Origin of the sequence: Halomonas sp. SL1 (assembly GCF_003030865.2) — a bacterium.
GTDB lineage: Bacteria > Pseudomonadota > Gammaproteobacteria > Pseudomonadales > Halomonadaceae > Halomonas > Halomonas halophila.
Window position 1 is genome coordinate 97032 of record NZ_PYUQ02000004.1, and the last position, 22019, is coordinate 119050.

Consider the following 22019-nt stretch of genomic DNA (forward strand, 5'->3'; position numbering starts at 1 on the left):
CGAAGCCCGAAGCCCGAAGCCCGAAGCCCGAAGCCCGAAGCCCGAAGCCCGAAGCCACGGCTAGGGTTTAAAGCCCGCGCGCAATTGTCGATAATGTGCGGCCAAATGCCCGCCGACGGGCGACCGACACGCCCGCGCCACAGGACATCAGACTCCCCATGAAAGACACCATCATCTCCCTGCTGGAGGGCGCCCTGGACGAACTCAAGCGCCAGGACGTCCTGCCCTCCGAGCTCGCCCCGACCATCAAGGTCGATCCGACCAAGGACAAGGCCCACGGCGACTACGCCACCAACCTGGCGCTGATGCTGGCCAAGCCCGCCGGCAGGAAGCCCCGTGAGCTGGCCGAGGCGCTGGTCGAGGCGCTGCCGGCAAGCGACGCCGTGTCGAAGGTCGAGATCGCCGGCCCCGGCTTCGTCAACTTCTTCGCCGCCACCGACGCCGCGGCCCAGGTCATCCGTCAGGTGCTGGACGAAGGCGACACCTTCGGCCGCAGCCTCAGCGGCCAGGGCCAGAAGGTGCAGGTGGAGTTCGTCTCCGCCAACCCCACCGGTCCGCTGCACGTCGGCCACGGCCGCGGCGCGGCCATCGGCGACAGCATCTGCCGCCTGCTCGAGGCGGTAGGCTATGACGTCACCCGCGAGTTCTACTACAACGACGCCGGCGCCCAGATCTCCAACCTGGCGCTCTCGGTGCAGGCCCGCGTCAAGGGCATCGACCCCGAGGACGACGGCTGGCCGGCCGACGGCTATCGCGGCGGCTACATCATCGACGTGGCCAACAGCTACCTGGCCGGCGACACCATCCACGCCGACGACCGCCACGTCACCGGCACCGCCGACCCGGACGACCTGGACGCCATCCGCGAGTTCGCCGTGGCCTACCTGCGCCGCGAGCAGGACCTCGACCTGCGCGCCTTCGGCGTCGAGTTCGACGTCTACTTCCTCGAGTCCTCGCTGTACCGCGACGGCAAGGTGGCGGCCACCGCCGAGCGCCTCGCCGAGAAGGGCCACACCTACGAGCAGGACGGCGCCACCTGGCTGCGCACCACCGACTTCGGTGACGACAAGGACCGGGTGATGCGCAAGCAGGACGGCCACTACACCTACTTCCTGCCCGACGTCGCCTACCACCTCGACAAGTGGCAGCGCGGCTTCACCACCGTGATCAACGAGCAGGGCGCCGACCACCACTCCACCGTGACCCGCGTGCGCGCCGGCCTGCAGGCGCTGGAGGCCGGCATTCCCCAGGGCTGGCCCGACTACGTGCTGCACCAGATGGTGATGGTCACCCGCTCCGGCGTGGAGGTGAAGCTCTCCAAGCGCGCCGGCAGCTACGTCACCGTGCGCGACCTGATCGACGAGGTCGGCCGCGATGCCACGCGCTTCTTCCTCGCCGCGCGCCGCGCCGACTCCCAGCTGACCTTCGACATCGACCTGGCCCGCTCGCAGTCCAACGACAACCCGGTCTACTACGTGCAGTACGCCCACGCCCGCGTGTGCAGCATGCTGCGCAAGGCCGAGTCGCTCGCGCAGCCGTTCGACCACGCCCAGGCCATGGACCACCTGGCGCGCCTGGAGGCCGAGCAGGAGAAGGCGCTGATGAACCGCCTGGCCCGCTACCCGGAAGTGGTCGCCCACGCCGCCGCCAGCCGCGAGCCGCAGCAGATCGCCCAGTACCTGCTCGACCTCGCCGCCGAGTTCCACACCTGCTACAACGCGGTGAAGGTGATGGTCGAGGACGACGCCCTGCGCAACGCCCGCATGGCGCTGTTCCTCGCCGCCCGCCAGGTGCTGCGCAACGGCCTGGACCTGATGGGCGTCGGCGCCCCCGAGGAGATGTAAGCCATGGCCAGCCGCAAGCCCGCCGCCAACAGCCGCAAGCGAGGCGCCACCAGCTCCCGGAAGGCCCCCGCCAAGGCATCCGCCCCGCGGCGCGGCGTGCCCGGCTGGCTATGGGGACTGACCGGTCTGGTGGCCGGCTTCCTGATCTCGCAGCACCAGCACGGCACCGCCCCCTGGCAGGACGGCCCGGCCTCGCCGACGCCCATCGCCACCGGCGAGGCCCCACCCCCGTCCGCCCGTCCCGGCGACGCGGCGCCGGCGGACGACGAGCCGCCGATGCCGACCTTCGAGTTCTATACCCTGCTGCCGGAGTCCGAGGTCATCGCCCCGGGCGAGCAGACGGCCTCTTCCACGGCCACGCCACCGCCGCGCCCTGCCAGCAACGAGGACGAGGGCTCGAGCGCCGGGTCCGTCTCGGCCGACGACCCGATCGCCCAGGTGATCGCCGCCAACAGCGCGCCAGCCGAGGATACGACCCGCAGCGCCGAGGACGGCAAGCGCTACGTGCTGCAGGCGGCCTCGTTCCGTCAGTCCGGCGACGCCCGGCAGCTGGCCGGCCGCCTCAAGGACTTCGGCCTGCTGGCCAACATCAGCGAGGTCCAGACCGGCGACGGCGCAACCTGGCATCGGGTCCAGGTCGGCCCCTACCGGGACCGCCGGGAGCTGTCCCGGGCCCGCGACCTGATGTCCACCCAGGGCATCGAGCCGCTGCTCATCCAGCTGCAGTGACGCGCCGCGCTTGAATTCCGGGCCCGGCGCCCACACCTCCCCAGTAGCTCATGCACGGCGCCGCCCCTCGCGGCGCCGCAGGGGAATCGCCGGCACGCACCGGCGAGCGGCGCGACATGCCTCGCCCGCGCCCCGTGTTCCGCCATTCCCAAGTCATCGGGAGCCGAACGCTCCCTCAAGGAGAGTCCCCTCCATGACCACGATCGTTTCCGTGCGTCGCGGCGACCAGGTGGCGCTGGCCGGCGACGGCCAGGTGTCGCTGGGCAACACCGTGATGAAGGGCAACGCCAGCAAGGTGCGTCGCCTGTACCGCGGCCAGGTACTGGCCGGCTTCGCCGGCGGCACCGCCGACGCCTTCACCCTCTTCGAGCGCTTCGAGGCCCAGCTCGAGAAATACCAGGGCCACCTGACCAAGGCCGCCGTGGAGCTGGCCAAGGAATGGCGCACCGACCGCGCCCTGCGCCGCCTCGAGGCGCTGCTGGCCGTGGCCGACAAGAACGCCTCGCTGATCATCACCGGCAACGGCGACGTGGTGGAGCCCGAGCGCGGCATCATCGCCATCGGCTCCGGCGGCAACTTCGCCCTGTCCGCGGCCCGCGCCCTGCTCGAGAATACCGAGCTGTCGCCCCGCGAGATCACCGAGAAATCGCTGGAGATCGCCGGCGACATCTGCGTGTTCACCAACCACAACGTCACGCTGGAAGAGCTCTGATCATGACCCAGATGACCCCGCGCGAGATCGTCCACGCCCTGGACCAGTACATCATCGGCCAGCAAGACGCCAAGCGCGCCGTGGCCGTGGCGCTGCGCAACCGCTGGCGCCGCATGCAGCTCGACGACGAGCTGCGCCAGGAGGTCACGCCCAAGAACATCCTGATGATCGGCCCCACCGGCGTGGGCAAGACCGAGATCGCCCGCCGCCTGGCCAAGCTGGCCCGCGCGCCCTTCATCAAGGTCGAGGCCACCAAGTTCACCGAGGTGGGCTACGTCGGCCGCGACGTCGAGTCGATCATCCGCGATCTCACCGAGGCCGCCATCAAGCTGGTCCGCGAGCAGGCCAAGGAAGAGGTCGGCCATCGCGCCGAGGACGCCGCCGAGGACCGCATCCTCGACGCCCTGCTGCCGCCGCCCCGCGGCCAGGAGAACGAGCCGCGCACCGAGAACGCCACCCGCCAGTCGTTCCGCAAGAAGCTGCGCGAGGGTCAGCTCGACGACAAGGAAATCGACATCCAGGTGACGCCACAGGCCCAGGGCATGGACATCAACACCCCGCCGGGCATGGAGGAGATGACCAGCCAGCTGCAGAACCTGTTCTCCAGCATGGGCAAGCAACAGACCGAGACCCGTCGGGTGGCGGTCAAGGACGCCTTCGCGCTGCTGCGCGACGAGGAGGCCGCCAAGCTGGTCAACGAGGACGACATCAAGCAGCGTGCCATCGAGGCCGTCGAACAGCACGGCATCGTCTTCCTCGACGAGCTCGACAAGGTCGCCAAGGGCAGCGCCAACTCCAGCGGCGGCGAGGTCTCCCGCGAGGGCGTGCAGCGCGACCTGCTGCCACTGATCGAGGGCTCCACCGTGTCCACCAAGTACGGCATGGTGAAGACCGATCACGTGCTGTTCATCGCCTCCGGTGCCTTCCACCTGTCGCGCCCGTCGGACCTGATCCCCGAACTGCAGGGCCGCCTGCCGATCCGCGTCGAGCTCGACGCCCTGACGCCGGACGACTTCAAGCGCATCCTCACCGAGCCGTCCGCGGCGCTGACGCGCCAGTACCAGGCGCTGATGGCCACCGAGGGCCTGGACGTGACCTTCACCGACGATGGCATCGCGCGCATCGCCGAGATCGCCTGGAAGGTCAACGAAGGCACCGAGAACATCGGCGCCCGCCGCCTGCACACGGTCATGGAACGCCTGCTCGAGGAGGCCTCCTACCAGGGCGGCGACCTGGGCAGCCCGCTGACCATCGACGCCGCCTACGTCGATTCCCAGCTCGGCGAGCTGGCGATGGACGAGGATCTGTCGCGGTATATCCTCTAAGCCATGAGCGACGGGCTTCGGGCCCCGAGCGGCTCGAAGCTCGAAGCTCGAAGCTCGAAGCTCGAAGCTCGAAGCTCGAAGCTCGAAGCTCGAAGCTCGAAGCTCGAAGCTCGAAGCTCGAAGCTCGAAGCCAGGAGTCTCATCATGACGGCCCAGATCCCCACCCGAGTGCACTACCACAAACAGGCCCGCGAGCTGGAGCTGACCTATGAAGGCGGCGAGAGCCACCGGCTGTCGGTGGAGTACCTGCGTGTATTCTCCCCCTCCGCCGAGGTGCGCGGCCACGGCCAGGGTCAGGAGACCCTGCAGGTCGGCAAGAAGCACGTCGGCCTGGCCAACATCACCCAGGCCGGCCGCTACGCGCTCAAGCTGCACTTCGACGACGGCCACGACAGCGGCCTCTACAGCTGGGACTACCTGCACGAGCTGATCGAGCACCAGGAGGCCAACTGGGCCGACTACCTGCAGCGCCTCGAAGACGCCGGGGCCTCGCGGGAAGCGCTCGGCATCGAGATCAAGCAGCTGTAGGGGAAAGCCCCGTCGTCAAGACAAGCCCCCCCGGGGGGCGCTACAATGCGGCCCAACACGCGGGGCCGTCGGCCTCGCCCCCATAGTGCAGCTGACCCGGGAGCCTCCCTCGCATGACCCCCAGCGACAAGCGCACCACCCACTTCGGTTACCAGGAAGTTCTGGTCGACGAGAAGGCCTCACGCGTGGCCGACGTCTTCCACTCCGTCGCCGCCCGCTACGACGTGATGAACGACCTGATGTCGTTCGGCATCCACCGGGTGTGGAAGCGCCTGACCATCGAGCGCGCCGGCGTCCGCCCGGGACACAGCGTGCTCGACATCGCCGGCGGCACCGGCGACCTGACGCTGAAGTTCTCGCGGCTGGTCGGTCCCCGGGGGCGCGTGGTGCTGGCCGACATCAACGAGTCGATGCTGCGGGTCGGGCGCGACAAGCTGCTCGATCGGGGCGTCGGCGGCAACGTCGAGTACGTCCAGGCCAACGCCGAGACCCTGCCCTTCCCGGACAACACCTTCGACTGCATCACCATCGCCTTCGGCCTGCGCAACGTCACCGACAAGGACGCCGCCCTGCGCTCCATGGCGCGGGTGCTCAAGCCCGGCGGCCGGCTGCTGGTGCTGGAGTTCTCCAAGCCCGACAACCCGCTGCTGAGCCAGGCCTACGACCAGTACTCCTTCCGCCTGCTGCCGCGCATGGGCGAGCTGGTGGCCGGCGATGCCGAGAGCTACCGCTACCTCGCCGAGTCGATCCGCATGCACCCCGACCAGGAGACCCTGAAGGGCATGATGGAAGACGCCGGCCTGGAGCGGGTCGAGTACACCAATCTCACCGGCGGCATCGTCGCCCTGCACCGCGGCATCAAGCTGTGAGGACGAGATGGCGCTGACACCGACCCTGCTGCTGGGCGGCCTCGAGCGCAGCCTCAACGCCCTGCTCGCCCGCGACCCCGCCGCCCCCGCCCGCCTGGAACGCCTCGCCGGACAGCGCCTGCTGGTGCGCCTCGAGGCCTCCTCGCTGGCCGTGGCCATGGCCTACCACGCCCAGGGCGTGGACCTGTTGCGCCCGGATGACGAGCCCGAGAACGCCTTCGACGCCGTCGTCGAGCTCGACCCGGAAACCCTGGGCGAGCTGCTCGGTGGCGCCTCGGTGGAACGGCTGATGTTCCAGGGCAAGCTCGTGGTGCGCGGGCATATCCCGCTGCTCGAGGCGACCCGCGACCTGCTGCTCGACCTCGACCTGGACTGGGAGGGCGAGCTGGCCCGCTGGCTCGGCGACGTGCCGGCCCACAGCCTGGCCGAGGGCATGCGCAGCCTCGGCCGCTGGGGCCTGCGCACCCGCCAGGAGCTGTGCGCCGACGTCTCCGAGTACGTCTTCGAGGAGGCCCGGCTGCTGCCCGGCCGTCACCAGTTCGAGGGACTGCGCGACCACCTCACCGAGCTGGAGGTCGCCACCGACCGACTCGAGGCACGCCTGGAGCGCCTGCGCCGACGCCTCACCGCGGAGGGAGACGGCGCATGATCCGGCGGCTCGCGCGCATCGCCTGGGTGGTCACCCGCTATCGCCTGGACACCCTGATTCCCAAGGAACGGCTGCCCTGGTGGCTGCGCGGCCTGCTGACCCTGTCGCCGCTGCGGCTGATCCCCGTGGGCCAGCGCCCCCGGGGCGAGCGGCTGCGCCTGGCGCTGGAGACCCTGGGGCCGATCTACGTCAAGTTCGGCCAGGTGCTGTCGACCCGCCGCGACCTGTTCCCCGACGACATCGGCGACGAGCTGCGCCGCCTGCAGGACCAGGTGCCGCCCTTCCCCGGCCACCTCGCTCGCGGGCTGGTCGAGGAGGAGCTCGGCATGCCGCTGGAACAGGCCTTCGCCGAGTTCTCGTCCGAGCCGCTGGCCTCGGCCTCGGTGGCCCAGGTGCATGCCGCCCAGCTGCCCGACGGCGAGGAAGTGGTGGTCAAGATCATCCGCCCCGGCATCGAGCGCGTGATGCGCCAGGACATGGCGCTGATGTACCGGCTGGCCGCCGGCCTGGCACGCATTCCCGAGGCGCGCCGGCTGCGCCCGGTGGAGGTGGTCCGCGACTACGAGTCGACCCTGTTCGACGAGCTGGACCTGACCAAGGAAGCGGCCAACACCTCCCAGCTCAAGCGCAACTTCAAGGGCTCGCCGCTGCTGTTCGTGCCGACGATCCACTGGGCGCTGACCCGCCGCCGGGTGATGGTCCAGGAACGTATCCACGGCATCCCGGTGGCCGACCTCGCGGCCCTCGAGGCCCAGGGCACCGACCTGCGCCGGCTGGCCGAGCGCGGCGTGGAGATCTTCTTCACCCAGGTGTTCCGCGACAACTTCTTCCACGCCGACATGCACCCGGGCAACATCTTCGTGTCCCGCGAGACACCGTGGAACCCCCAGTACATCGCCATCGACTGCGGCATCGTCGGCAGCCTGACCCGCGAGGATCAGGACTACCTGGCGCGCAACCTGCTGGCCTTCTTCCACCAGGACTACTACGAGGTAGCGGCGCTGCATATCGAGTCGGGCTGGGTCAGCGAGGACACCCGGGCCAACGAGTTCGCCGCCGCGGTGCGCACCGTGTGCGAACCGATCCTCGAGAAGCCGCTCAAGGACATCTCCTTCGGCCAGGTGCTGCTGGGCCTGTTCCAGACCGCCCGGCGCTTCAACATGGAGGTCCAGCCGCAGCTGGTGCTGCTGCAGAAGACCCTGCTCAACATCGAGGGCCTGGGCCGCCAGCTGTATCCGGACCTCGACCTGTGGGCCACCGCCAAGCCCTACCTGGAAGACTGGATGAAGGAGCGCGCCGGCGCCCGCGGGCTGTGGGAATCCATGAAGCGCCAGGCGCCCGAGCTCTCGCGCCAGCTCCCCGAGCTGCCGGTGCTCGCCCACCAGGCGCTGGCCCGAGCCGAGCATGGCCACCAGCAGCGCCAGCGACAGGGCGAGGCCCTTGGCGCCATCCAGCGTGGCCTGGAAAGCCAGGCCCGCCGCCAGCGCCGCCTGCGCCTGGGGCTGCTGATCGCGGCCGCGGCACTCGCCTGGCAGCCGCTGGTCCAATGGGCAGACGGCCAGCCCTGGCCGGTGCTCGGCGCGGCGGCCATCGGCGCCCTGCTGCTGGCCTGGAACTGATCCACCTACTGCAACGGAAACGTCTCATATGAGCGATATTCTCGACCGCCTCGACGAGGTCCTGACCAGCCGTCGCCAGGCCGCGCCCGACGACTCTTACGTGGCCAGCTTGCATCACAAGGGCCTGAACAAGATACTCGAGAAAGTCGGCGAGGAAGCCACCGAGACGCTGCTCGCGGCCAAGGACGCCGAGCGAGGCGACGAGGCGGCCCGTCAGGCGCTGGTCGCCGAGACGACCGACCTGTGGTTCCACAGCCTGGTGATGCTGTCGCACATGGGGCTGAGCCATCGCGAGGTCCTCGACGAGCTGTCTCGCCGCTTCGGCCTGTCCGGCCACGACGAGAAGGCCGCGCGGCCACGTTAGGTTTTGGACGAAAAGTCGGCGAGCGATGGCCAGACAAGGCAAAAATCGACGAGAAGACGGAGTTTACGCGGTGTAAATGAGTACTTAGAGCCGATTTTTAACACCGTATGGACGAGCGCAGACAGTTTTCGTACAGAACCTAGACACCGACGCCGGGCTCCCGGCGCCCCAACCTGAGGTATTCCCTATGTTAGGCGGCATCAGTATCTGGCAACTCCTGATCGTCCTCGGCATCATCATCCTGATCTTCGGCACCAAGAAGCTGCGCAACGTCGGCGGCGATCTGGGCGGCGCGGTCAAGGGCTTCAAGAAGGCCATGGGCGAGGAAGAGAAGAGCGACGATAGCGACAAGTCCCAGGCCCAGGTGCGCCACGACGACGAGGGCCGGACCTACGACGTCCACGCCGAGCGCAAGGCCGAGGAATCGGAAGAGCGCAAGTAAGCCGCCATGTTCGACATCGGCTTTCTCGAACTCCTGTTCATCGGCGTGGTGGGGCTGCTGGTGCTGGGTCCCGAGCGCCTGCCCAAGGCCGCCCGCACCACCGGGCTGTGGATCGGCCGCATCAAGCGCACGGTCTCCGGCATGCAGCGCGAGATCAACGCCCAGCTCGAGGCGGAGGAGCTGCGCCAGAAGCTCAACGAGCAGCAGAAGAAGCTCGACGAGGGCATCAACCGGGTCAAGCGCGACGTCGAACGCTCGGTGGAAACGCCCGCCGATCAGGGCGATCGCCGCGCCGGCGCCACCCCCGAGGAACACGCCGAGGCCTCGCCCGAGCGTCGCCTCGACGACGCCCTGGGGCGCGTTCGCCGGCAGGCCGATGACGCCGACTCCGACGCCCACGAGGACGCCTCTTCCCGATGAGCCAAACCGACGATTCCCAGGGCCCCGGACAGGCGCAGGCCCCGCTGATCGAGCACCTGATCGAGCTGCGCTCGCGGCTGCTGCGCGCGGTGATCGCGATACTCGTGATCTTCCTCGGCCTCTACGCCTTCGCCAACGACATCTACGCCTTCGTCGCCCAGCCGTTGATGGCGCTGCTGCCGGAAGGCTCGCGGATGATCGCCACCGAGGTGGCCTCGCCGTTCCTGGCGCCCTTCAAGCTGACCCTGGTGGTGGCGGTGTTCATCGCCGTGCCCTTCGTGCTGCACCAGGCCTGGGCCTTCATCGCCCCGGGGCTGTACGACAACGAGAAGGCCCTGGCGCTGCCGCTGCTGGCCTCCAGCGTGGCGCTGTTCTATGCCGGGGCCGCCTTCGCCTACTACGTGGTCTTCCCGCTGCTGTTCCAGTTCTTCACCCAGACCGGGCCGGAGGACGTGGCGGTGATGACCGACATCAACCAGTACCTCAACTTCGTGCTCAAGCTGTTCTTCGCCTTCGGCGTGGCCTTCGAGATCCCGATCGCCACCTTCCTGCTGATCCTGAGCGGGGCGACCACGGTGGAGAGCCTGTCGAAGAAGCGCCCCTACGTGGTACTGGGTTGCTTCGTGATCGGCATGCTGATGACCCCGCCGGACGTGGTCTCCCAGAGCCTGCTGGCGGTGCCGATGTATCTGCTCTACGAGGTCGGCCTGCTGTTCGGCCGGCTGGTGCGTCGCAAGCGCGAGCGGCAAGCCGAAGGCGAGGATGACGCATAAGCCGCTGGATGCTGTTTAGCCATGCAGAGACGCAACACCCCCAGGCCTCGGCCCGGGGGTGTTTTTCTTCCCGCTTGAAGCTCACGGCTTACCGCTTCCGGCGCAGCCGGGTCACAGGTCCATCAGCTCGTCGATGCGATCCACCAGCTTGAAGATACCGGTGGCCGCCTCGCCCAGGCGGGTGGCGATCATGTAGGCCGGCGTGGTCACCACGCGATGTTCGAAGTCGACCACGATGTCCTCCACGCCACAGCTGCGATGCAGGCCGCCCATGCTGCTGATGGCGCCCGCCACGCCCGGATCGTGGCCGATGGTGACGGCAATGCCCGGCCCCAGCAGCCGCGGCACCATCACCGGCGCGATGCACATCAGGCCGATCGGCTTGCGGTCCTCGTGGAACTCGCCCAGCACGTCCACCAGCCCCTCATGGATCACCATGTCGGCGCCCGCCTCGGCGAAGTTGGAGAGATTCTTGGCCGCGCCGAAGCCGCCTGGCAGGATGACGGCGTCGAACTCGTCGGCCTCCAGCTCGGCCAGCGGAGAGATCTCGCCGCGCGCCAGGCGCGCCGACTCGACCAGCACGCTGCGCCGCTCCTCGACCGCCTCGCCACTGCGATGGTCGATCACGTCGCTCTGGTCGATGTCGGGGGCGAAGCAGCGATAGCCGATGCCCAGCTGGTCCAGACGCAACAGGGTCAGGGTGGTCTCGTAGATCTCCGAGCCATCCTGAACACCGCATCCCGACAGAATGACCGCCACCTGCTTGCTCATTATGCGTCTCCTTGTGCGCCCCCCGCCGGTCGTCGACGGGGCCGATGAACATGAAGTCACCACTTTAGAGAGTCGCCGGTAGCGCGACAAGACGCGTCTTTCGGCGCCGGGGCGCGCTGATATACTCGAGAGAGTCCTGCTACCGGACGACTGTCATCATTTTGTCATTTATTGACACCAGACTTGCCACGGCGGCCGAGCCCGGCCCCGCCTGCCCCTGATCGTCTCCGGCAACAGACGATGCGCGACGCCTCCCGGCGCCACGGGCAGGACGGCATCATGAACGATAACGCCCGACGAGCGACGCGGCCGCCCGCGGGCCGACGACAGGGTACTTCCATGGACGATTCACGTAACCCCGACACCTCGGTCACCTCCGAGCCCGCCGCGACAGGCGAGCTCCAGAGCGAGATGCCCACACCGCGCATCAACCAGACCCGCACAGGGATCAAGCCCAAGGCGTTGCCGGACCCCGAGGCCGACCTCGCCGATCCCGGCCTCTACTTCAACCGCGAGCTCTCCCACCTGCAGTTCAACGTGCGGGTGCTGGAGCAGGCCCTGGACGAGGCGCATCCGCTGCTCAACCGGTTGATGTTCCTGCTGATCTTCTCCTCGAACATGGACGAATTCTTCGAGATTCGCGTAGCCGGCCTGAAGAACCAGATCATGGTCGGCGACGCCTCCTCCGGCGCCGACGGTCGCTCGCCGCGCTCGATACTGAGCGAGATCTCGCAGATCGCCCACGAACAGGTCGATCGCCAGTACCGCATCCTCAACGACACCCTGCTGCCCGCCCTCGAGGGCCAGGGCCTGCGCTTCCGCCGCCGCGGCGACTGGAACGAGGCCCAGCGCGCCTGGGTCAAGGACTACTTCGAAAGCGAGATCATGCCGGTGATCAGCCCCATCGGCCTCGATCCCTCGCACCCCTTCCCGCGCCTGGTCAACAAGAGCCTCAACTTCATCGTCGAGCTCGAGGGCAAGGACGCCTTCGGCCGCGAGGGCGGCCTGGCCATCCTGCCCGCCCCGCGCTCGCTGCCCCGGGTGATCGCCCTGCCCGACGAGCTCTGCGAGGAAGGCTTCACCGAATACGTCTTCCTGTCGTCGATGATTCACGCCCACGCCGAGGAAGTGTTCCCCGGCATGAAGGTGAACGGCTGCTACCAGTTCCGTCTGACCCGCAACGCCGACCTCTCGGTGGACCCCGAGGACGTCTCCGACCTGGCCTCGGCGCTGCGCGGCGAGCTGCTCTCGCGCCGCTACGGCAGCGGCGTGCGTCTCGAGGTCGCCAACAACTGTCCCGACGAGCTGACCGAGTTCCTGCTCAAGCTGTTCAAGCTCGAGGAGGCCGATCTCTACCGGGTCAACGGCCCGGTGAACCTGACCCGCATGATGTCGGTGCTGGGCGAGGTGGAGCGCCCGGAACTGTGCTATCGCGCCTTCACGCCCGGCCTGCCCAAGGCGCTGCGCAAGCGCGACAGCGTGCTGCAGGCCATGGCCGAGCAGGACATCCTGCTGCACCATCCCTTCCACTCCTTCTCCCCGGTGGAGGAAATGCTGCGCGAGGCCGCCCGAGACCCCGAGGTGCTGGCCATCAAGCAGACCCTTTACCGCACCGGCGCCGACTCCCCCATTGTCAACGCCCTGGTGGAGGCCGCCGGCAACGGCAAGGAAGTCACGGTGGTGATCGAGCTGCGGGCGCGTTTCGACGAGGCCGACAACCTGGCCCTGGCCTCGCGCCTGCAGGAGGCCGGCGCCATCGTCATCTACGGCGTGATGGCCTATAAGACCCACGCCAAGATGATGCACATCGTGCGGCGCGAGAAGGGCCAGCTGCGCCACTATGCCCACCTGGGCACCGGCAACTACCACTCCAAGACCGCCAAGCTCTACACCGACTACAGCCTGCTGACCGCCAACCCGGTGCTGTGCGCGGACGTGCACAAGGTCTTCCAGCAGCTCTCGGGCATGGGCCGGGCGCGCCAGATCGAGAAGCTGCTGCATGCGCCCTTCACCCTTCACGAGCGCATCGTGGCAATGATCGACCGCGAGGCGGAATTTGCCCGCAAGGGAAAGCGCGCCCATCTGATCATCAAGTGCAACTCGCTCACCGAGCCCAAGCTGATCCAGGCCCTCTACCGGGCCTCCCAGGCCGGCGTGGAGTGCGACCTGATCATCCGCGGCATGTGCTGCCTGCGCCCCGGCCTGCCCGGCATCTCCGAGACCATCCGGGTGCGCTCGATCATCGGCCGCTTCCTGGAGCACACCCGTGTGTTCCACTTCCACAACGACGGCAAGCCCGAGACCTGGGGCTCCAGCGCGGACTTCATGGCCCGCAACATGTTCCACCGGGTCGAGACCTGCTTCCCGCTGCTTGACAAGAAACTCGCGGCCCAGGTGCGCAAGGACCTGGAGACCTACCTGGTCGACAACTGCCAGAGCTGGCTGCTGCAGCCCGACGGCACCTACGTCAAGCAGGCGCCCGGCGACGCCGCACCGATCAGCGCCCAGGAGACGCTGCTCTACGCCTACGCCGCCCACGCCTGACGGCTGGAGGCCGCCCGACGCAAGACGCCCCGCCAATGGCGGGGCGTCTTCGTTTCCGCGACGGCCATGCCGGTCAGGCGGTCTCGCGCAGCTTCTCCGCGGCCGTGGTCAGCAGATGCTCGGTGGTCTCCCAGCCGATGCAGGCGTCCGTGACCGAGACCCCGTGGCGCAGCGCGCCCGGCACCAGCGGCTGCTTGCCCTCGTGGAGGTGGCTCTCCAGCATCAGCCCCATCAGCGAGCCGTCGCCCGCCAGCCGCTGGTTGAGCACGTCGAGCATCACCTCGCTCTGCCGGCGATGATCCTTGCGCGCGTTGGCATGGCTGCAGTCGACCATCAGCCGCGGGGGCTGGCCGGCGTCCTCCAGGGTCCGTCGCGCCGCCGCCACCTGGGGCTCGCGGAAGTTGGGCTCGCCGTGACCGCCACGCAGTACCGCATGGGTATGCGGGTTCCCGGGGGTCTCACACACCTCGGGGCGACCGTCGGGCCCCATGGCGAAGTGCTGGTGGGGATGGGCGGCGGCGCGCATGGCGTCGACCGCCACCTGCAGGTCGCCGCTGGTGGCGTTCTTGAAGCCGACCACCGCCTCCAGGCCGCTGGCCAGCTCACGATGCAGCTGGGACTCGGTGGTGCGGGCGCCGATCGCCACCCAGCTCAACAAGTCGTCAAGGTAGGGCGCCAGCATCGGCTGCAGCAGCTCGGTGGCCACCGGCAGGCCGAGCCCGGCGATCTCGCGCATCAGCGAGCGGGAGAGCTCGAGGCCGCGAGCCAAGTCGCCGCTGCCGTCCAGGTCCGGGTCGTAGGCCAGCCCCTTCCAGCCGACGGTGGTGCGCGGCTTTTCGACGTAGACCCGCATCACCGGCAGCAGGCGATCCTCGACCCGCGGCGCCAGCTCGACCAGGCGGCGGGCGTACTCGAGGGCAGACTCGGGATCGTGGATCGAACAGGGCCCGACGACCACCAGCAGGCGGTCGTCACGCCCGGCCAGGATATCGCGGATGGCCTGGCGCTGACCCTCGATGCGCCGGGCCAGGGCCGGCTCGAGCGGCAGGGCGTGGTGGAGCTCCGCCGGCGTGGGCAGCGGGTTGGCGGTGCGGCGGACCGGGGCGGATTCAGCGGTGGTGGCGAGGGAAACGGGGGCATTCATGGGGCATCAACTCCGTGAGCGTGAAGGTCGGGACAAGGTCATGCCACCGGCAAGCCCACGGTCGGAGGTGGCGCACTGAGCCGACCGCTCGTCGATAAATCGCCAGCCATAGCCGTAATAGTCCCGGCCCAGGATGCGGAACTCGGCGTGGTGGCGATCGAATGCGGTCATGAAACTCTCCTCGAGTGTTGAATACCAGAAACGCAGAACCCCCGGGCGGGGCTGCCGTCCGGGGGTTCTGAGTCTCGGAGGCAACCCTGGGCGGGCGTGCCTCGCGGCGTCGTCCTGTACGATCAGGACACGGCCGCCGGCACGCCGGCGCTAAACCAATAGCCCTGCCAATAATAGGCGTCACCGACGACGGTCTCGTGACCACGGGCCATCGCCGCCGGGAAGGCGGTCATCGGGCGGCGCGGGATCAGGGACAGGCTCGGTGTCATGGGACTCTCGATGTTTCGCAACGGTTCGCGTGAGGGTGATCCTGAATATCAGACTCCATCCTGCCCGCTCCCGGGCCGGATGGCAAGGCTCAGCCGGTGGCGAGCCGGATCCAGGCGATGGTACCCGGCAGGCCGCTCATGCCGATCAGCACCACCAGCCCCAGGAAGACGGACAGCAGCCCGCTGTCGTCCTTGACGTCATCGTCATGCTGCGCCATGGGCCCCTCCTCGCATCGTCGGCGGCTATCGCCAGTCTAGGCGCTGCGCACCGGATCGGCGAGCCGACCCACTAGCGAAGATGCCGTCCGCCGTCGACCGGCAGGGTGATGCCCGTCACGTAGCGGTTATCCAGCAGGTAACGCAGGCTCTGATGGATCACGCCCGGCCCCGGGATCAGCCCCATCGCCGACTTGGCCCGAGCCTTCTCGGCGTAGGCCTCGTCGTCGTCCTCGCCCAGCATGATCATCGCCGGGGCGATGGCGTTGACCTGGATCGACGGCGCGTACATGGCAGCGAACGACAGCGTCAGGTTCTCGAGCCCGGCCTTGGAGGCGGCATAGGCGGCGTGCTTGCGCGAGCCCTTGCTGGCGACGAAGTCGGTCATGTGAACGATGTCGCGCATCGGCTCGCTGCAAGCCTCGAGCAGCTCGCGGGCGCCGAGGTTGATCAGGTACGGCGCCAGCATGTGCACCCGGAACAGCCGTTCGAAGTTGTCCCCGGCCTCGGGCCCGGCCACATCGGGCGCCCAGTCGCTGGCGTTGTGGACGATGGCACGCAGCGAGGACGTCTCGGCCTTGAGCCGCTCGAGGAAGTCCTCGATGCCGGCCTGGCTGTCGAAGTCGGCCTGCAGGGTGACGACGCCACGGCGCCGCAGCGCCTCGAGCGCCTCGCGCTCGCGACGGTAGCTGACGATCACCGGATGGCCCTCGTCGATCAGCCGCTCGGCGCAGTGGCGCCCCAGGCGCTGGGCGCCGCCGGTGATCAGGATCGGCGAGGCGCTCATGCCCGGCCTGCCCTCACCAGGCTGCCCACGGTAGGCACCAGCGGGTCGCGCGGCGCATAGGCGAAGACGTCGGAGAACACCCGCGACGGCTCGAGCCCCAGCGAGGCCAGCACGTCGACGCAGGCATAGACCATGCCCGGCGAGCCGGAGAGATAGACGTCATGGCCGGAGACGTCGACGTCGTCGAGCGCCTCGCCCAGCGCCGCGTCGATGCGCCCGGCATGGCCCTGGACGCGCTCGTCGGCGAAGTCGTCGCCCATGCCCTGCTCGCTGACGCCGTGGAAGGTCAGGTTCGGATGCTGGGACGCCCACTCCCGGGCCAGGCTCTCGAGGTAGAACTCGCGACGTTCCTTGGCCGCCCACCACAGCGCGATCTCGCGCGCCGGATCGGCGTGCAGCGCCGCCTCGACGATCGCCTTCATCTGCGCGAAGCCGGTGCCGGCGGCCACCAGCAGCAGCGGGCGGGTGCTGTCCGGATCGAGCACGCAGTCGCCGCTCGGCAGCCGCAGGGTCAGGTGCTGCGCCTCCACCAGCAGCTCGCGCAGCCGCGCCGAGTTGGAGCGCTCCGGCCAGTGCTGGATGTGCAGCTCCAGCCGGCCGTCGCCCGCATGGGCATTGGCGATGGAGAACGGCACCCAGGTCTCGGGGTCGAGCGCCATCTCCAGATACTGGCCGGGCGCATGGGCCATGGCTTCGGCGCGGCCTTCCAGGCGCACCCGGAAGACGTCGGGGGTGAGGTCCTCGACCTCGACGACCTGGCAGGTCAGGGTCCTTGCCGTCATGAATGCCTCTTGTCGTTATCAGGGGTGTCGATGCCCAGCTCGTCCCAGCGTTCGCTGACGCGGGCCTTGACGGCCTCGTCCATGACGATGGGCGTGCCCCATTCGCGATCGGTCTCGCCGGGCCACTTGTCGGTGGCGTCCAGGCCCATCTTGGAGCCCAGCCCCGCCACCGGCGAGGCGAAGTCCAGATAGTCGATGGGAGTGTTCTCCACCATCACCGTGTCCCGCGCCGGGTCCATGCGGGTGGTGATGGCCCAGATCACGTCCTGCCAGTCGCGGGCGCTGACATCGTCGTCGAGCACCACCACGAACTTGGTGTACATGAACTGGCGCAGGAAGCTCCACACGCCCATCATCACCCGCTTGGCGTGGCCGGGGTACTGCTTCTTCATGGTCACCACCGCCATGCGGTAGGAGCAGCCTTCCGGGGGCAGGTAGAAGTCGACGATCTCGGGGAACTGGCGACGCAGGATCGGCACGAATACCTCGTTCAACGCCAGCCCCAGCACCGCGGGCTCGTCCGGCGGGCGGCCGGTGTAGGTGGAGTGATAGATGGCGTCGCGGCGCATGGTCATGCGCGTGACCGTGAACACCGGGAAGGTCTCCACCTCGTTGTAGTAGCCGGTGTGATCGCCGTAGGGGCCTTCCGGAGCGGTGTCGTCCGGATAGAGGAAGCCTTCGAGGATGATCTCGGCGGAGGCCGGCACCTCGAGGTCGGCGTGGCCGCACTTTACCAGCTCGGTGCGCGAGCCTCTCAAGAGCCCGGCGAAGGCGTACTCGGAGAGCGAATCCGGCACCGGCGTCACGGCGCCGAGGATGGTCGCGGGGTCGGCGCCCAGCGCCACCGCCACCGGGAAGGGCTCGCCGGGATGCTCGCGGCACCATTCCTGGAAGTCCAGGGCGCCGCCGCGATGGGACAGCCAGCGCATGATCAGGCGATTGCGCGAGAGCTTCTGCTGGCGGTAGATGCCGAGGTTCTGGCGCGACTTGTGCGGCCCCTTGGTGATCACCAGCGGCCAGGTGACCAGCGGCGCGGCGTCGCCGGGCCAGCAGTGCTGGATCGGCAGGCGGTCGAGGTCGACGTCATCGCCCTCGAGCACCACCTCCTGCACCGGCGCGCGCTTGAGCCGCTTGGGGCCCATGCTCATCACCTGCTTGTAGACCGGCAGCTTGTCGAGGGCATCGCGGAAGCCCTTGGGCGGCTCCGGCTCCTTGAGGAAGGCCAGCAGTTCGCCGACCTCGCGCAGCGCGGTGACGGACTCCTGGCCCATGCCCAGGGCGACCCGCTTCGGCGTGCCGAAGAGGTTGCCGAGCAGCGGCATGTCGTGTCCCTTGACGTTCTCGAACAGCAGCGCCGGTCCGCCGGCCCGCAGGGTGCGGTCGCAGATCTCGGTGATCTCCAGGTAGGGGTCCACCTCGGCGGTCACGCGCCTGAGCTCGCCCTGCTCTTCCAGCGCGGCGATGAACTCGCGCAGGTCCTTGTACTTCATGCGGCCTTCCCGTTATCCCGAACGACGCAAAAGGGGCAGCATAGCATGCTGCCCCTTCGGGATGCTGCGCCTGAGCCCTCGCCCCGGCCGAACGAATCGAAGACGGAAAGAGCGGCGAGGACCGACGCGCAAGCCTTTGCCGAGCGCTGATGCAGAGTGAAGCGGCGCGCGGCGCTCGCCAAGGATGGCGAGCGAGCGGTACCCGTGAGGGATTATGTTGTACCGCGACGCGCAGGCCGCAAACGACGCATCAGGGTTTCGCTCGGCGTGGCGCCGGCGGCGGTCCTCGTCGCCCACCAAGGCAGCGTAGCGTCAACGCCGCTTCATGGCCTCGAAGAACTCCAGATTGGTCTTGGTATCCTTCAGACGATCGATCAGGAACTCGGTGGCCGCGGTATCGTCCATCGGGTTGAGCAGCTTGCGCAGGATCCACATGCGCTGCATCTCGTCCTCGGAGGCGATCAGGTCCTCGCGGCGGGTGCCGGAGCGGCGGATGTTGAGGGCCGGATAGACGCGCTTCTCGGCGAGCTTGCGGTCCAGGTGGGCCTCCATGTTGCCGGTGCCCTTGAACTCCTCGAAGATCACCTCGTCCATCTTGGAGCCGGTATCGACCAGTGCCGTGGCGATGATGGTCAGGCTGCCGCCTTCCTCGATGTTGCGCGCCGCGCCGAAGAAGCGCTTGGGCTTCTCGAGGGCGTGGGCGTCGACGCCGCCGGTCAGCACCTTGCCTGAGGACGGCACCACGGTGTTGTAGGCGCGCGCCAGGCGGGTGATGGAGTCGAGCAGGATCACCACGTCCTTCTTGTGCTCGACCAGGCGCTTGGCCTTCTCGATCACCATCTCGGCGACCTGCACGTGGCGGGCCGGCGGCTCGTCGAAGGTCGAGGCCACCACTTCACCGCGCACGGTGCGCGACATCTCGGTGACCTCCTCGGGCCGCTCGTCGATCAGCAGCACGATCAGGTGACACTCGGGATTGTTGCGCGTGATCGAGGTGGCGATGTTCTGCAGCATCAGCGTCTTGCCCGCCTTGGGCGGCGAGACGAGCAGGCCGCGCTGGCCCTTGCCGATGGGGGCGGTCAGATCGATGATCCGCGCCGTGAGATCCTCGGTGGAGCCGTTGCCGATCTCCATGCGCAGCCGCTCCTGGGGGAACAGCGGCGTGAGGTTCTCGAAGAGGATCTTGTGCTTGGCGTTCTCGGGCTTGTCGAAGTTGATCTCGCTGACCTTCAACAGCGCGAAGTAACGCTCCCCTTCCTTGGGCGGACGAATCTTGCCGGAGATGGAGTCGCCCTTGCGCAGGTTGAAGCGCCGGATCTGGGAAGGCGACACATAGATGTCATCGGGGCCGGCCATGTAGGAACTGTCGGCGCTGCGCAGGAAGCCGAACCCGTCCTGCAGGATCTCCAGCACGCCGTCGCCGTAGATCGCCTCGCCGCTCTTGGCGTGCTTCTTGAGGATGGCGAAGATGATGTCCTGCTTGCGGGAACGCGCCAGGTTGTCGATGCCCATCTCGCGGGCGATCTCCAGGAGTTCCGGCACGGGCTTTTGCTTGAGTTCGGTAAGATTCATCGGTGTGTTCAGAAGTTGCTCGTGAAAGCCGGGCAGTCGTGCGCCGTATGGGATAAAGAGGCGAGACGTTAACGCCGCGTGGATGCGTTCAGAGCCCGGACAGGCTGCCTCTCGTCGGATGCGGGTCATGGCCACGGGCGGGCGACCGCTGAGGGTGCCGGGCCAGTCTCGGGAGCGAGGGAGCAGGTTCGTTTTCGCCTGAAATCAGCGCAGCGGGCCATGGGCCGGGAAGAGGGCTGATTGCAGAGGGCTATCTGACGACTTGGAAAAAATGACCGTGGCGTGGTGGCCATGGGCGGTCGGGAAGCATTCGGAACAGGCGAACGCCCCGATACTAGTCAAGGGCGACGGGAAACGCAATACCCGCGCCGAGCCCGCTCCGGCGCGATTGACAAGCCCGATGGACGACCGCAACCTTTTTGGCCAGTCTACCTGAAGGACCCGCCATGACCGCGCCCAAGGACCGGCACGACGCCGATGCCAGCGAGCTCGAGCTCGCCCCCCGCCGACTCGCCGCCATCGATCTCGGCTCGAACAGCTTTCACCTGCTGGTCGCCAACTATCGCGACGACCGCCTGCAGGTCGTCGCCCGGCAGGGCGACAAGGTCCAGCTGGCCGCCGGCATCGACGAGGACGGTCAGCTCAACGAGGACGCCATGACCCGGGCACTGGACTGCCTGGCCCGCTTCGCGCCCTTCCTCGAGGGCATCGCCCCGCCCGACCTGCGGGTGGTCGGCACCAACGCCCTGCGCGACGCCGACAACAGCCAGGAGTTCATCGATCGCGCCGAGGCCCTGCTGGGTACCCGCATCGAGATCATCGCCGGCCGCGAGGAAGCCCGCCTGATCTATCTGGGCGCCGCCCACGCGGTGGCCGAGGACGGCCGCCGTCTGATCATCGACATCGGCGGCGGCTCCACCGAGTTCATCATCGGCGAGCACTTCGAGCCCCAGGCCCTGGAGAGCCTGAGCATGGGCTGCGTGACCTTCACCCGTCGCTTCTTCGACGGCGGCGAGATCACCGAGAAGCGCATGCGCCGCGCCGAGCTGGCCGCCCTCTCCGAGCTCGCCAACATCCAGAAGCCCTTCCAGAAGCTCGGCTGGAGCGACCCGGTCGGCTCCAGCGGCACCATCAAGGCCGCCGCGGCGGTGATCGCCGCCGCCGGCAAGTCGCCCGAGGGCGTGATCACCCGCCAGGGCCTGGCCGACCTGCGCAAGCGGCTGCTCAAGTGCAAGCGCCTGGACAGGGTCGCCATGGACGGCCTCAAGGCCGATCGCGCCCGGGTCTTCCCCGCCGGCATCGCCATCCTCGGCGCCATCTTCGAGGCCTTCGACCTGGAGGAGATGCGCTATTCCGACGGCGCCCTGCGCGAGGGCGTGCTCTACGACCTGGCTGGCCGCAACAGCCCCGAGGACTCGCGGCTCAAGACCCTGGCCAATCTCGAGCGCGTCTACGGCGTCGACGCCCGTCAGGCCGACAACGTCGCCGCCACGGCGCTGGCACTGTTCGCACAGGTGCGCGAGGCCTGGCGGCTGGACGAGGATCAGGCGCGCTTCCTGGAATGGGCCAGCCGGCTCCACGAGGTGGGCCTGGCCATCTCCCACAGCCAGTTCCACCGCCACGGCGCCTACCTGCTGGAGCACTCCGACCTGGCCGGCTTCTCGCGCCCCGAGCAGCGGCAGCTGGCTTTCCTGGTCCGCGCCCACCGGCGCAAGTTCCCGCACAAGGAATGGCAGGCCCTGCCCGCCGCCGAGCGCCCCGCGATGTCACGGCTGGCCCGGCTGCTGCGCCTGGCGGTGATCCTCAACCACTCGCGCCCCGAGCAGCCGCCCGAGACACCCACGCTCACGACCGACGACGGGGACGCCCTGCGACTGCACCTCGAGGCGGAGCAGGACCCCAGCCTGCTGCTCGCCGACCTGGAGCAGGAAGTCGCCTACCAGCAGGCCGCCGACCTGACGCTGATCCTTGCCACCGACTGACCCTGGCCCCGGCTGAG

Annotated in this window: 23 protein-coding genes; 14 read left to right on the forward strand and 9 right to left on the reverse strand. The window is 68.5% G+C overall.

Annotated elements, in window-relative coordinates; genetic code table 11:
* Window positions 1-158: 158 nt before the first annotated feature.
* From argS to tatC, 12 genes are all read left to right on the forward strand, one after another.
* The gene (gene argS, locus C9J49_RS01375; RefSeq protein WP_107180780.1) at window positions 159-1844 is read left to right on the forward strand and encodes an arginine--tRNA ligase; all 1686 of its coding nucleotides are present in this window, start codon (window positions 159-161) and stop codon (window positions 1842-1844) included.
* 3 nt (window positions 1845-1847) lie between these two features.
* On the forward strand, window positions 1848-2573 hold the full coding sequence (locus C9J49_RS01380; protein WP_107180779.1) for an SPOR domain-containing protein: 726 nt from the start codon (window positions 1848-1850) through the stop codon (window positions 2571-2573).
* 193 nt (window positions 2574-2766) lie between these two features.
* Complete coding sequence (gene hslV, locus C9J49_RS01385; protein ID WP_016853485.1) at window positions 2767-3285, forward strand: ATP-dependent protease subunit HslV; 519 nt, start codon at window positions 2767-2769, stop codon at window positions 3283-3285.
* Window positions 3286-3287: 2 nt separating this feature from the next.
* Entirely contained in the window at window positions 3288-4610 is a 1323-nt protein-coding gene (gene hslU / locus C9J49_RS01390; protein ID WP_035592656.1) for an ATP-dependent protease ATPase subunit HslU, read from the forward strand.
* A gap of 144 nt (window positions 4611-4754) precedes the next feature.
* On the forward strand, window positions 4755-5138 hold the full coding sequence (locus C9J49_RS01395) for a gamma-butyrobetaine hydroxylase-like domain-containing protein (protein ID WP_111382293.1): 384 nt from the start codon (window positions 4755-4757) through the stop codon (window positions 5136-5138).
* Between the two features lie 113 nt (window positions 5139-5251).
* Entirely contained in the window at window positions 5252-6007 is a 756-nt protein-coding gene (ubiE, locus tag C9J49_RS01400) for a bifunctional demethylmenaquinone methyltransferase/2-methoxy-6-polyprenyl-1,4-benzoquinol methylase UbiE (RefSeq protein ID WP_111382292.1), read from the forward strand.
* A gap of 7 nt (window positions 6008-6014) precedes the next feature.
* The gene (locus C9J49_RS01405; protein ID WP_046078346.1) at window positions 6015-6656 is read left to right on the forward strand and encodes an SCP2 domain-containing protein; all 642 of its coding nucleotides are present in this window, start codon (window positions 6015-6017) and stop codon (window positions 6654-6656) included.
* Window positions 6653-8275 (forward strand): ubiquinone biosynthesis regulatory protein kinase UbiB, encoded by a 1623-nt coding sequence (gene ubiB, locus C9J49_RS01410; RefSeq protein WP_107181087.1) that lies wholly within the window; start codon window positions 6653-6655, stop codon window positions 8273-8275. Before C9J49_RS01405 ends, ubiB begins: the two co-directional genes overlap by 4 nt.
* Window positions 8276-8303: 28 nt before the next feature.
* On the forward strand, window positions 8304-8639 hold the full coding sequence (locus C9J49_RS01415; protein WP_035592664.1) for a phosphoribosyl-ATP diphosphatase: 336 nt from the start codon (window positions 8304-8306) through the stop codon (window positions 8637-8639).
* A gap of 187 nt (window positions 8640-8826) precedes the next feature.
* Window positions 8827-9081: a Sec-independent protein translocase subunit TatA gene (tatA, locus tag C9J49_RS01420; RefSeq protein ID WP_046078348.1), complete on the forward strand. Its 255-nt coding sequence runs from the start codon at window positions 8827-8829 to the stop codon at window positions 9079-9081.
* 6 nt (window positions 9082-9087) lie between these two features.
* A complete protein-coding gene (gene tatB, locus C9J49_RS01425; RefSeq protein ID WP_107181088.1) occupies window positions 9088-9501 on the forward strand; it encodes a Sec-independent protein translocase protein TatB in 414 nt (137 codons plus the stop codon).
* On the forward strand, window positions 9498-10274 hold the full coding sequence (gene tatC / locus C9J49_RS01430; protein ID WP_107181089.1) for a twin-arginine translocase subunit TatC: 777 nt from the start codon (window positions 9498-9500) through the stop codon (window positions 10272-10274). Before tatB ends, tatC begins: the two co-directional genes overlap by 4 nt.
* Before the next feature lie 111 nt (window positions 10275-10385).
* On the opposite strand, the gene elbB is transcribed toward tatC, so the two are convergent.
* On the reverse strand, window positions 10386-11045 hold the full coding sequence (gene elbB / locus C9J49_RS01435) for an isoprenoid biosynthesis glyoxalase ElbB (RefSeq protein ID WP_035592673.1): 660 nt from the start codon (window positions 11043-11045) through the stop codon (window positions 10386-10388).
* Window positions 11046-11456: 411 nt separating this feature from the next.
* Between elbB and ppk1 the strand changes: the two genes are divergently transcribed.
* Entirely contained in the window at window positions 11457-13589 is a 2133-nt protein-coding gene (gene ppk1, locus C9J49_RS01440; RefSeq protein WP_375700482.1) for a polyphosphate kinase 1, read from the forward strand.
* Window positions 13590-13662: 73 nt separating this feature from the next.
* Here ppk1 and C9J49_RS01445 read toward each other — a convergent pair whose 3' ends face one another.
* From C9J49_RS01445 to rho, 8 genes are all read right to left on the reverse strand, one after another.
* Window positions 13663-14733, reverse strand: a complete 1071-nt coding sequence (locus C9J49_RS01445) for a 3-deoxy-7-phosphoheptulonate synthase (RefSeq protein ID WP_107181090.1) — start codon at window positions 14731-14733, stop codon at window positions 13663-13665.
* Between the two features lie 6 nt (window positions 14734-14739).
* Window positions 14740-14904: a hypothetical protein gene (locus tag C9J49_RS17105; RefSeq protein WP_173835022.1), complete on the reverse strand. Its 165-nt coding sequence runs from the start codon at window positions 14902-14904 to the stop codon at window positions 14740-14742.
* Window positions 14905-15026: 122 nt separating this feature from the next.
* Window positions 15027-15173 (reverse strand): hypothetical protein, encoded by a 147-nt coding sequence (locus tag C9J49_RS17110; protein ID WP_160174895.1) that lies wholly within the window; start codon window positions 15171-15173, stop codon window positions 15027-15029.
* Window positions 15174-15262: 89 nt separating this feature from the next.
* Window positions 15263-15391, reverse strand: coding sequence for a hypothetical protein (locus C9J49_RS17270; RefSeq protein ID WP_258393721.1), 129 nt, complete (start codon window positions 15389-15391; stop codon window positions 15263-15265).
* 71 nt (window positions 15392-15462) lie between these two features.
* Complete coding sequence (gene folM / locus C9J49_RS01450; protein ID WP_107181091.1) at window positions 15463-16176, reverse strand: dihydromonapterin reductase; 714 nt, start codon at window positions 16174-16176, stop codon at window positions 15463-15465.
* On the reverse strand, window positions 16173-16958 hold the full coding sequence (locus C9J49_RS01455) for an NAD(P)H-flavin reductase (protein ID WP_046078354.1): 786 nt from the start codon (window positions 16956-16958) through the stop codon (window positions 16173-16175). The genes folM and C9J49_RS01455 overlap by 4 nt, the downstream gene beginning before the upstream one ends.
* Window positions 16955-18448, reverse strand: a complete 1494-nt coding sequence (ubiD, locus tag C9J49_RS01460) for a 4-hydroxy-3-polyprenylbenzoate decarboxylase (protein WP_035592683.1) — start codon at window positions 18446-18448, stop codon at window positions 16955-16957. The genes C9J49_RS01455 and ubiD overlap by 4 nt, the downstream gene beginning before the upstream one ends.
* Before the next feature lie 312 nt (window positions 18449-18760).
* Window positions 18761-20020: a transcription termination factor Rho gene (rho, locus tag C9J49_RS01465; RefSeq protein ID WP_016853467.1), complete on the reverse strand. Its 1260-nt coding sequence runs from the start codon at window positions 20018-20020 to the stop codon at window positions 18761-18763.
* A 446-nt stretch (window positions 20021-20466) separates the two neighbouring features.
* On the opposite strand from rho, the gene ppx reads away from it, so the two are divergent.
* Window positions 20467-22002: an exopolyphosphatase gene (ppx, locus tag C9J49_RS01470; RefSeq protein WP_046078356.1), complete on the forward strand. Its 1536-nt coding sequence runs from the start codon at window positions 20467-20469 to the stop codon at window positions 22000-22002.
* Window positions 22003-22019: the final 17 nt, after the last annotated feature.

Excerpts from the sequence above, each read along its gene's own strand:
- argS (WP_107180780.1), top strand. The coding sequence starts at position 159 with ATGAAAGACACCATCATCTCCCTGCTGGAGGGCGCCCTGGACGAACTC.
- C9J49_RS01380 (WP_107180779.1), top strand. The coding sequence starts at position 1,848 with ATGGCCAGCCGCAAGCCCGCCGCCAACAGCCGCAAGCGAGGCGCCACC.
- hslV (WP_016853485.1), top strand. The coding sequence starts at position 2,767 with ATGACCACGATCGTTTCCGTGCGTCGCGGCGACCAGGTGGCGCTGGCC.
- hslU (WP_035592656.1), top strand. The coding sequence starts at position 3,288 with ATGACCCAGATGACCCCGCGCGAGATCGTCCACGCCCTGGACCAGTAC.
- C9J49_RS01395 (WP_111382293.1), top strand. The coding sequence starts at position 4,755 with ATGACGGCCCAGATCCCCACCCGAGTGCACTACCACAAACAGGCCCGC.
- ubiE (WP_111382292.1), top strand. The coding sequence starts at position 5,252 with ATGACCCCCAGCGACAAGCGCACCACCCACTTCGGTTACCAGGAAGTT.
- C9J49_RS01405 (WP_046078346.1), top strand. The coding sequence starts at position 6,015 with ATGGCGCTGACACCGACCCTGCTGCTGGGCGGCCTCGAGCGCAGCCTC.
- ubiB (WP_107181087.1), top strand. The coding sequence starts at position 6,653 with ATGATCCGGCGGCTCGCGCGCATCGCCTGGGTGGTCACCCGCTATCGC.
- C9J49_RS01415 (WP_035592664.1), top strand. The coding sequence starts at position 8,304 with ATGAGCGATATTCTCGACCGCCTCGACGAGGTCCTGACCAGCCGTCGC.
- tatA (WP_046078348.1), top strand. The coding sequence starts at position 8,827 with ATGTTAGGCGGCATCAGTATCTGGCAACTCCTGATCGTCCTCGGCATC.
- tatB (WP_107181088.1), top strand. The coding sequence starts at position 9,088 with ATGTTCGACATCGGCTTTCTCGAACTCCTGTTCATCGGCGTGGTGGGG.
- tatC (WP_107181089.1), top strand. The coding sequence starts at position 9,498 with ATGAGCCAAACCGACGATTCCCAGGGCCCCGGACAGGCGCAGGCCCCG.
- elbB (WP_035592673.1), bottom strand. The coding sequence starts at position 11,045 with ATGAGCAAGCAGGTGGCGGTCATTCTGTCGGGATGCGGTGTTCAGGAT.
- ppk1 (WP_375700482.1), top strand. The coding sequence starts at position 11,457 with ATGCCCACACCGCGCATCAACCAGACCCGCACAGGGATCAAGCCCAAG.
- C9J49_RS01445 (WP_107181090.1), bottom strand. The coding sequence starts at position 14,733 with ATGAATGCCCCCGTTTCCCTCGCCACCACCGCTGAATCCGCCCCGGTC.
- C9J49_RS17105 (WP_173835022.1), bottom strand. The coding sequence starts at position 14,904 with ATGACCGCATTCGATCGCCACCACGCCGAGTTCCGCATCCTGGGCCGG.
- C9J49_RS17110 (WP_160174895.1), bottom strand. The coding sequence starts at position 15,173 with ATGACACCGAGCCTGTCCCTGATCCCGCGCCGCCCGATGACCGCCTTC.
- C9J49_RS17270 (WP_258393721.1), bottom strand. The coding sequence starts at position 15,391 with ATGGCGCAGCATGACGATGACGTCAAGGACGACAGCGGGCTGCTGTCC.
- folM (WP_107181091.1), bottom strand. The coding sequence starts at position 16,176 with ATGAGCGCCTCGCCGATCCTGATCACCGGCGGCGCCCAGCGCCTGGGG.
- C9J49_RS01455 (WP_046078354.1), bottom strand. The coding sequence starts at position 16,958 with ATGACGGCAAGGACCCTGACCTGCCAGGTCGTCGAGGTCGAGGACCTC.
- ubiD (WP_035592683.1), bottom strand. The coding sequence starts at position 18,448 with ATGAAGTACAAGGACCTGCGCGAGTTCATCGCCGCGCTGGAAGAGCAG.
- rho (WP_016853467.1), bottom strand. The coding sequence starts at position 20,020 with ATGAATCTTACCGAACTCAAGCAAAAGCCCGTGCCGGAACTCCTGGAG.
- ppx (WP_046078356.1), top strand. The coding sequence starts at position 20,467 with ATGACCGCGCCCAAGGACCGGCACGACGCCGATGCCAGCGAGCTCGAG.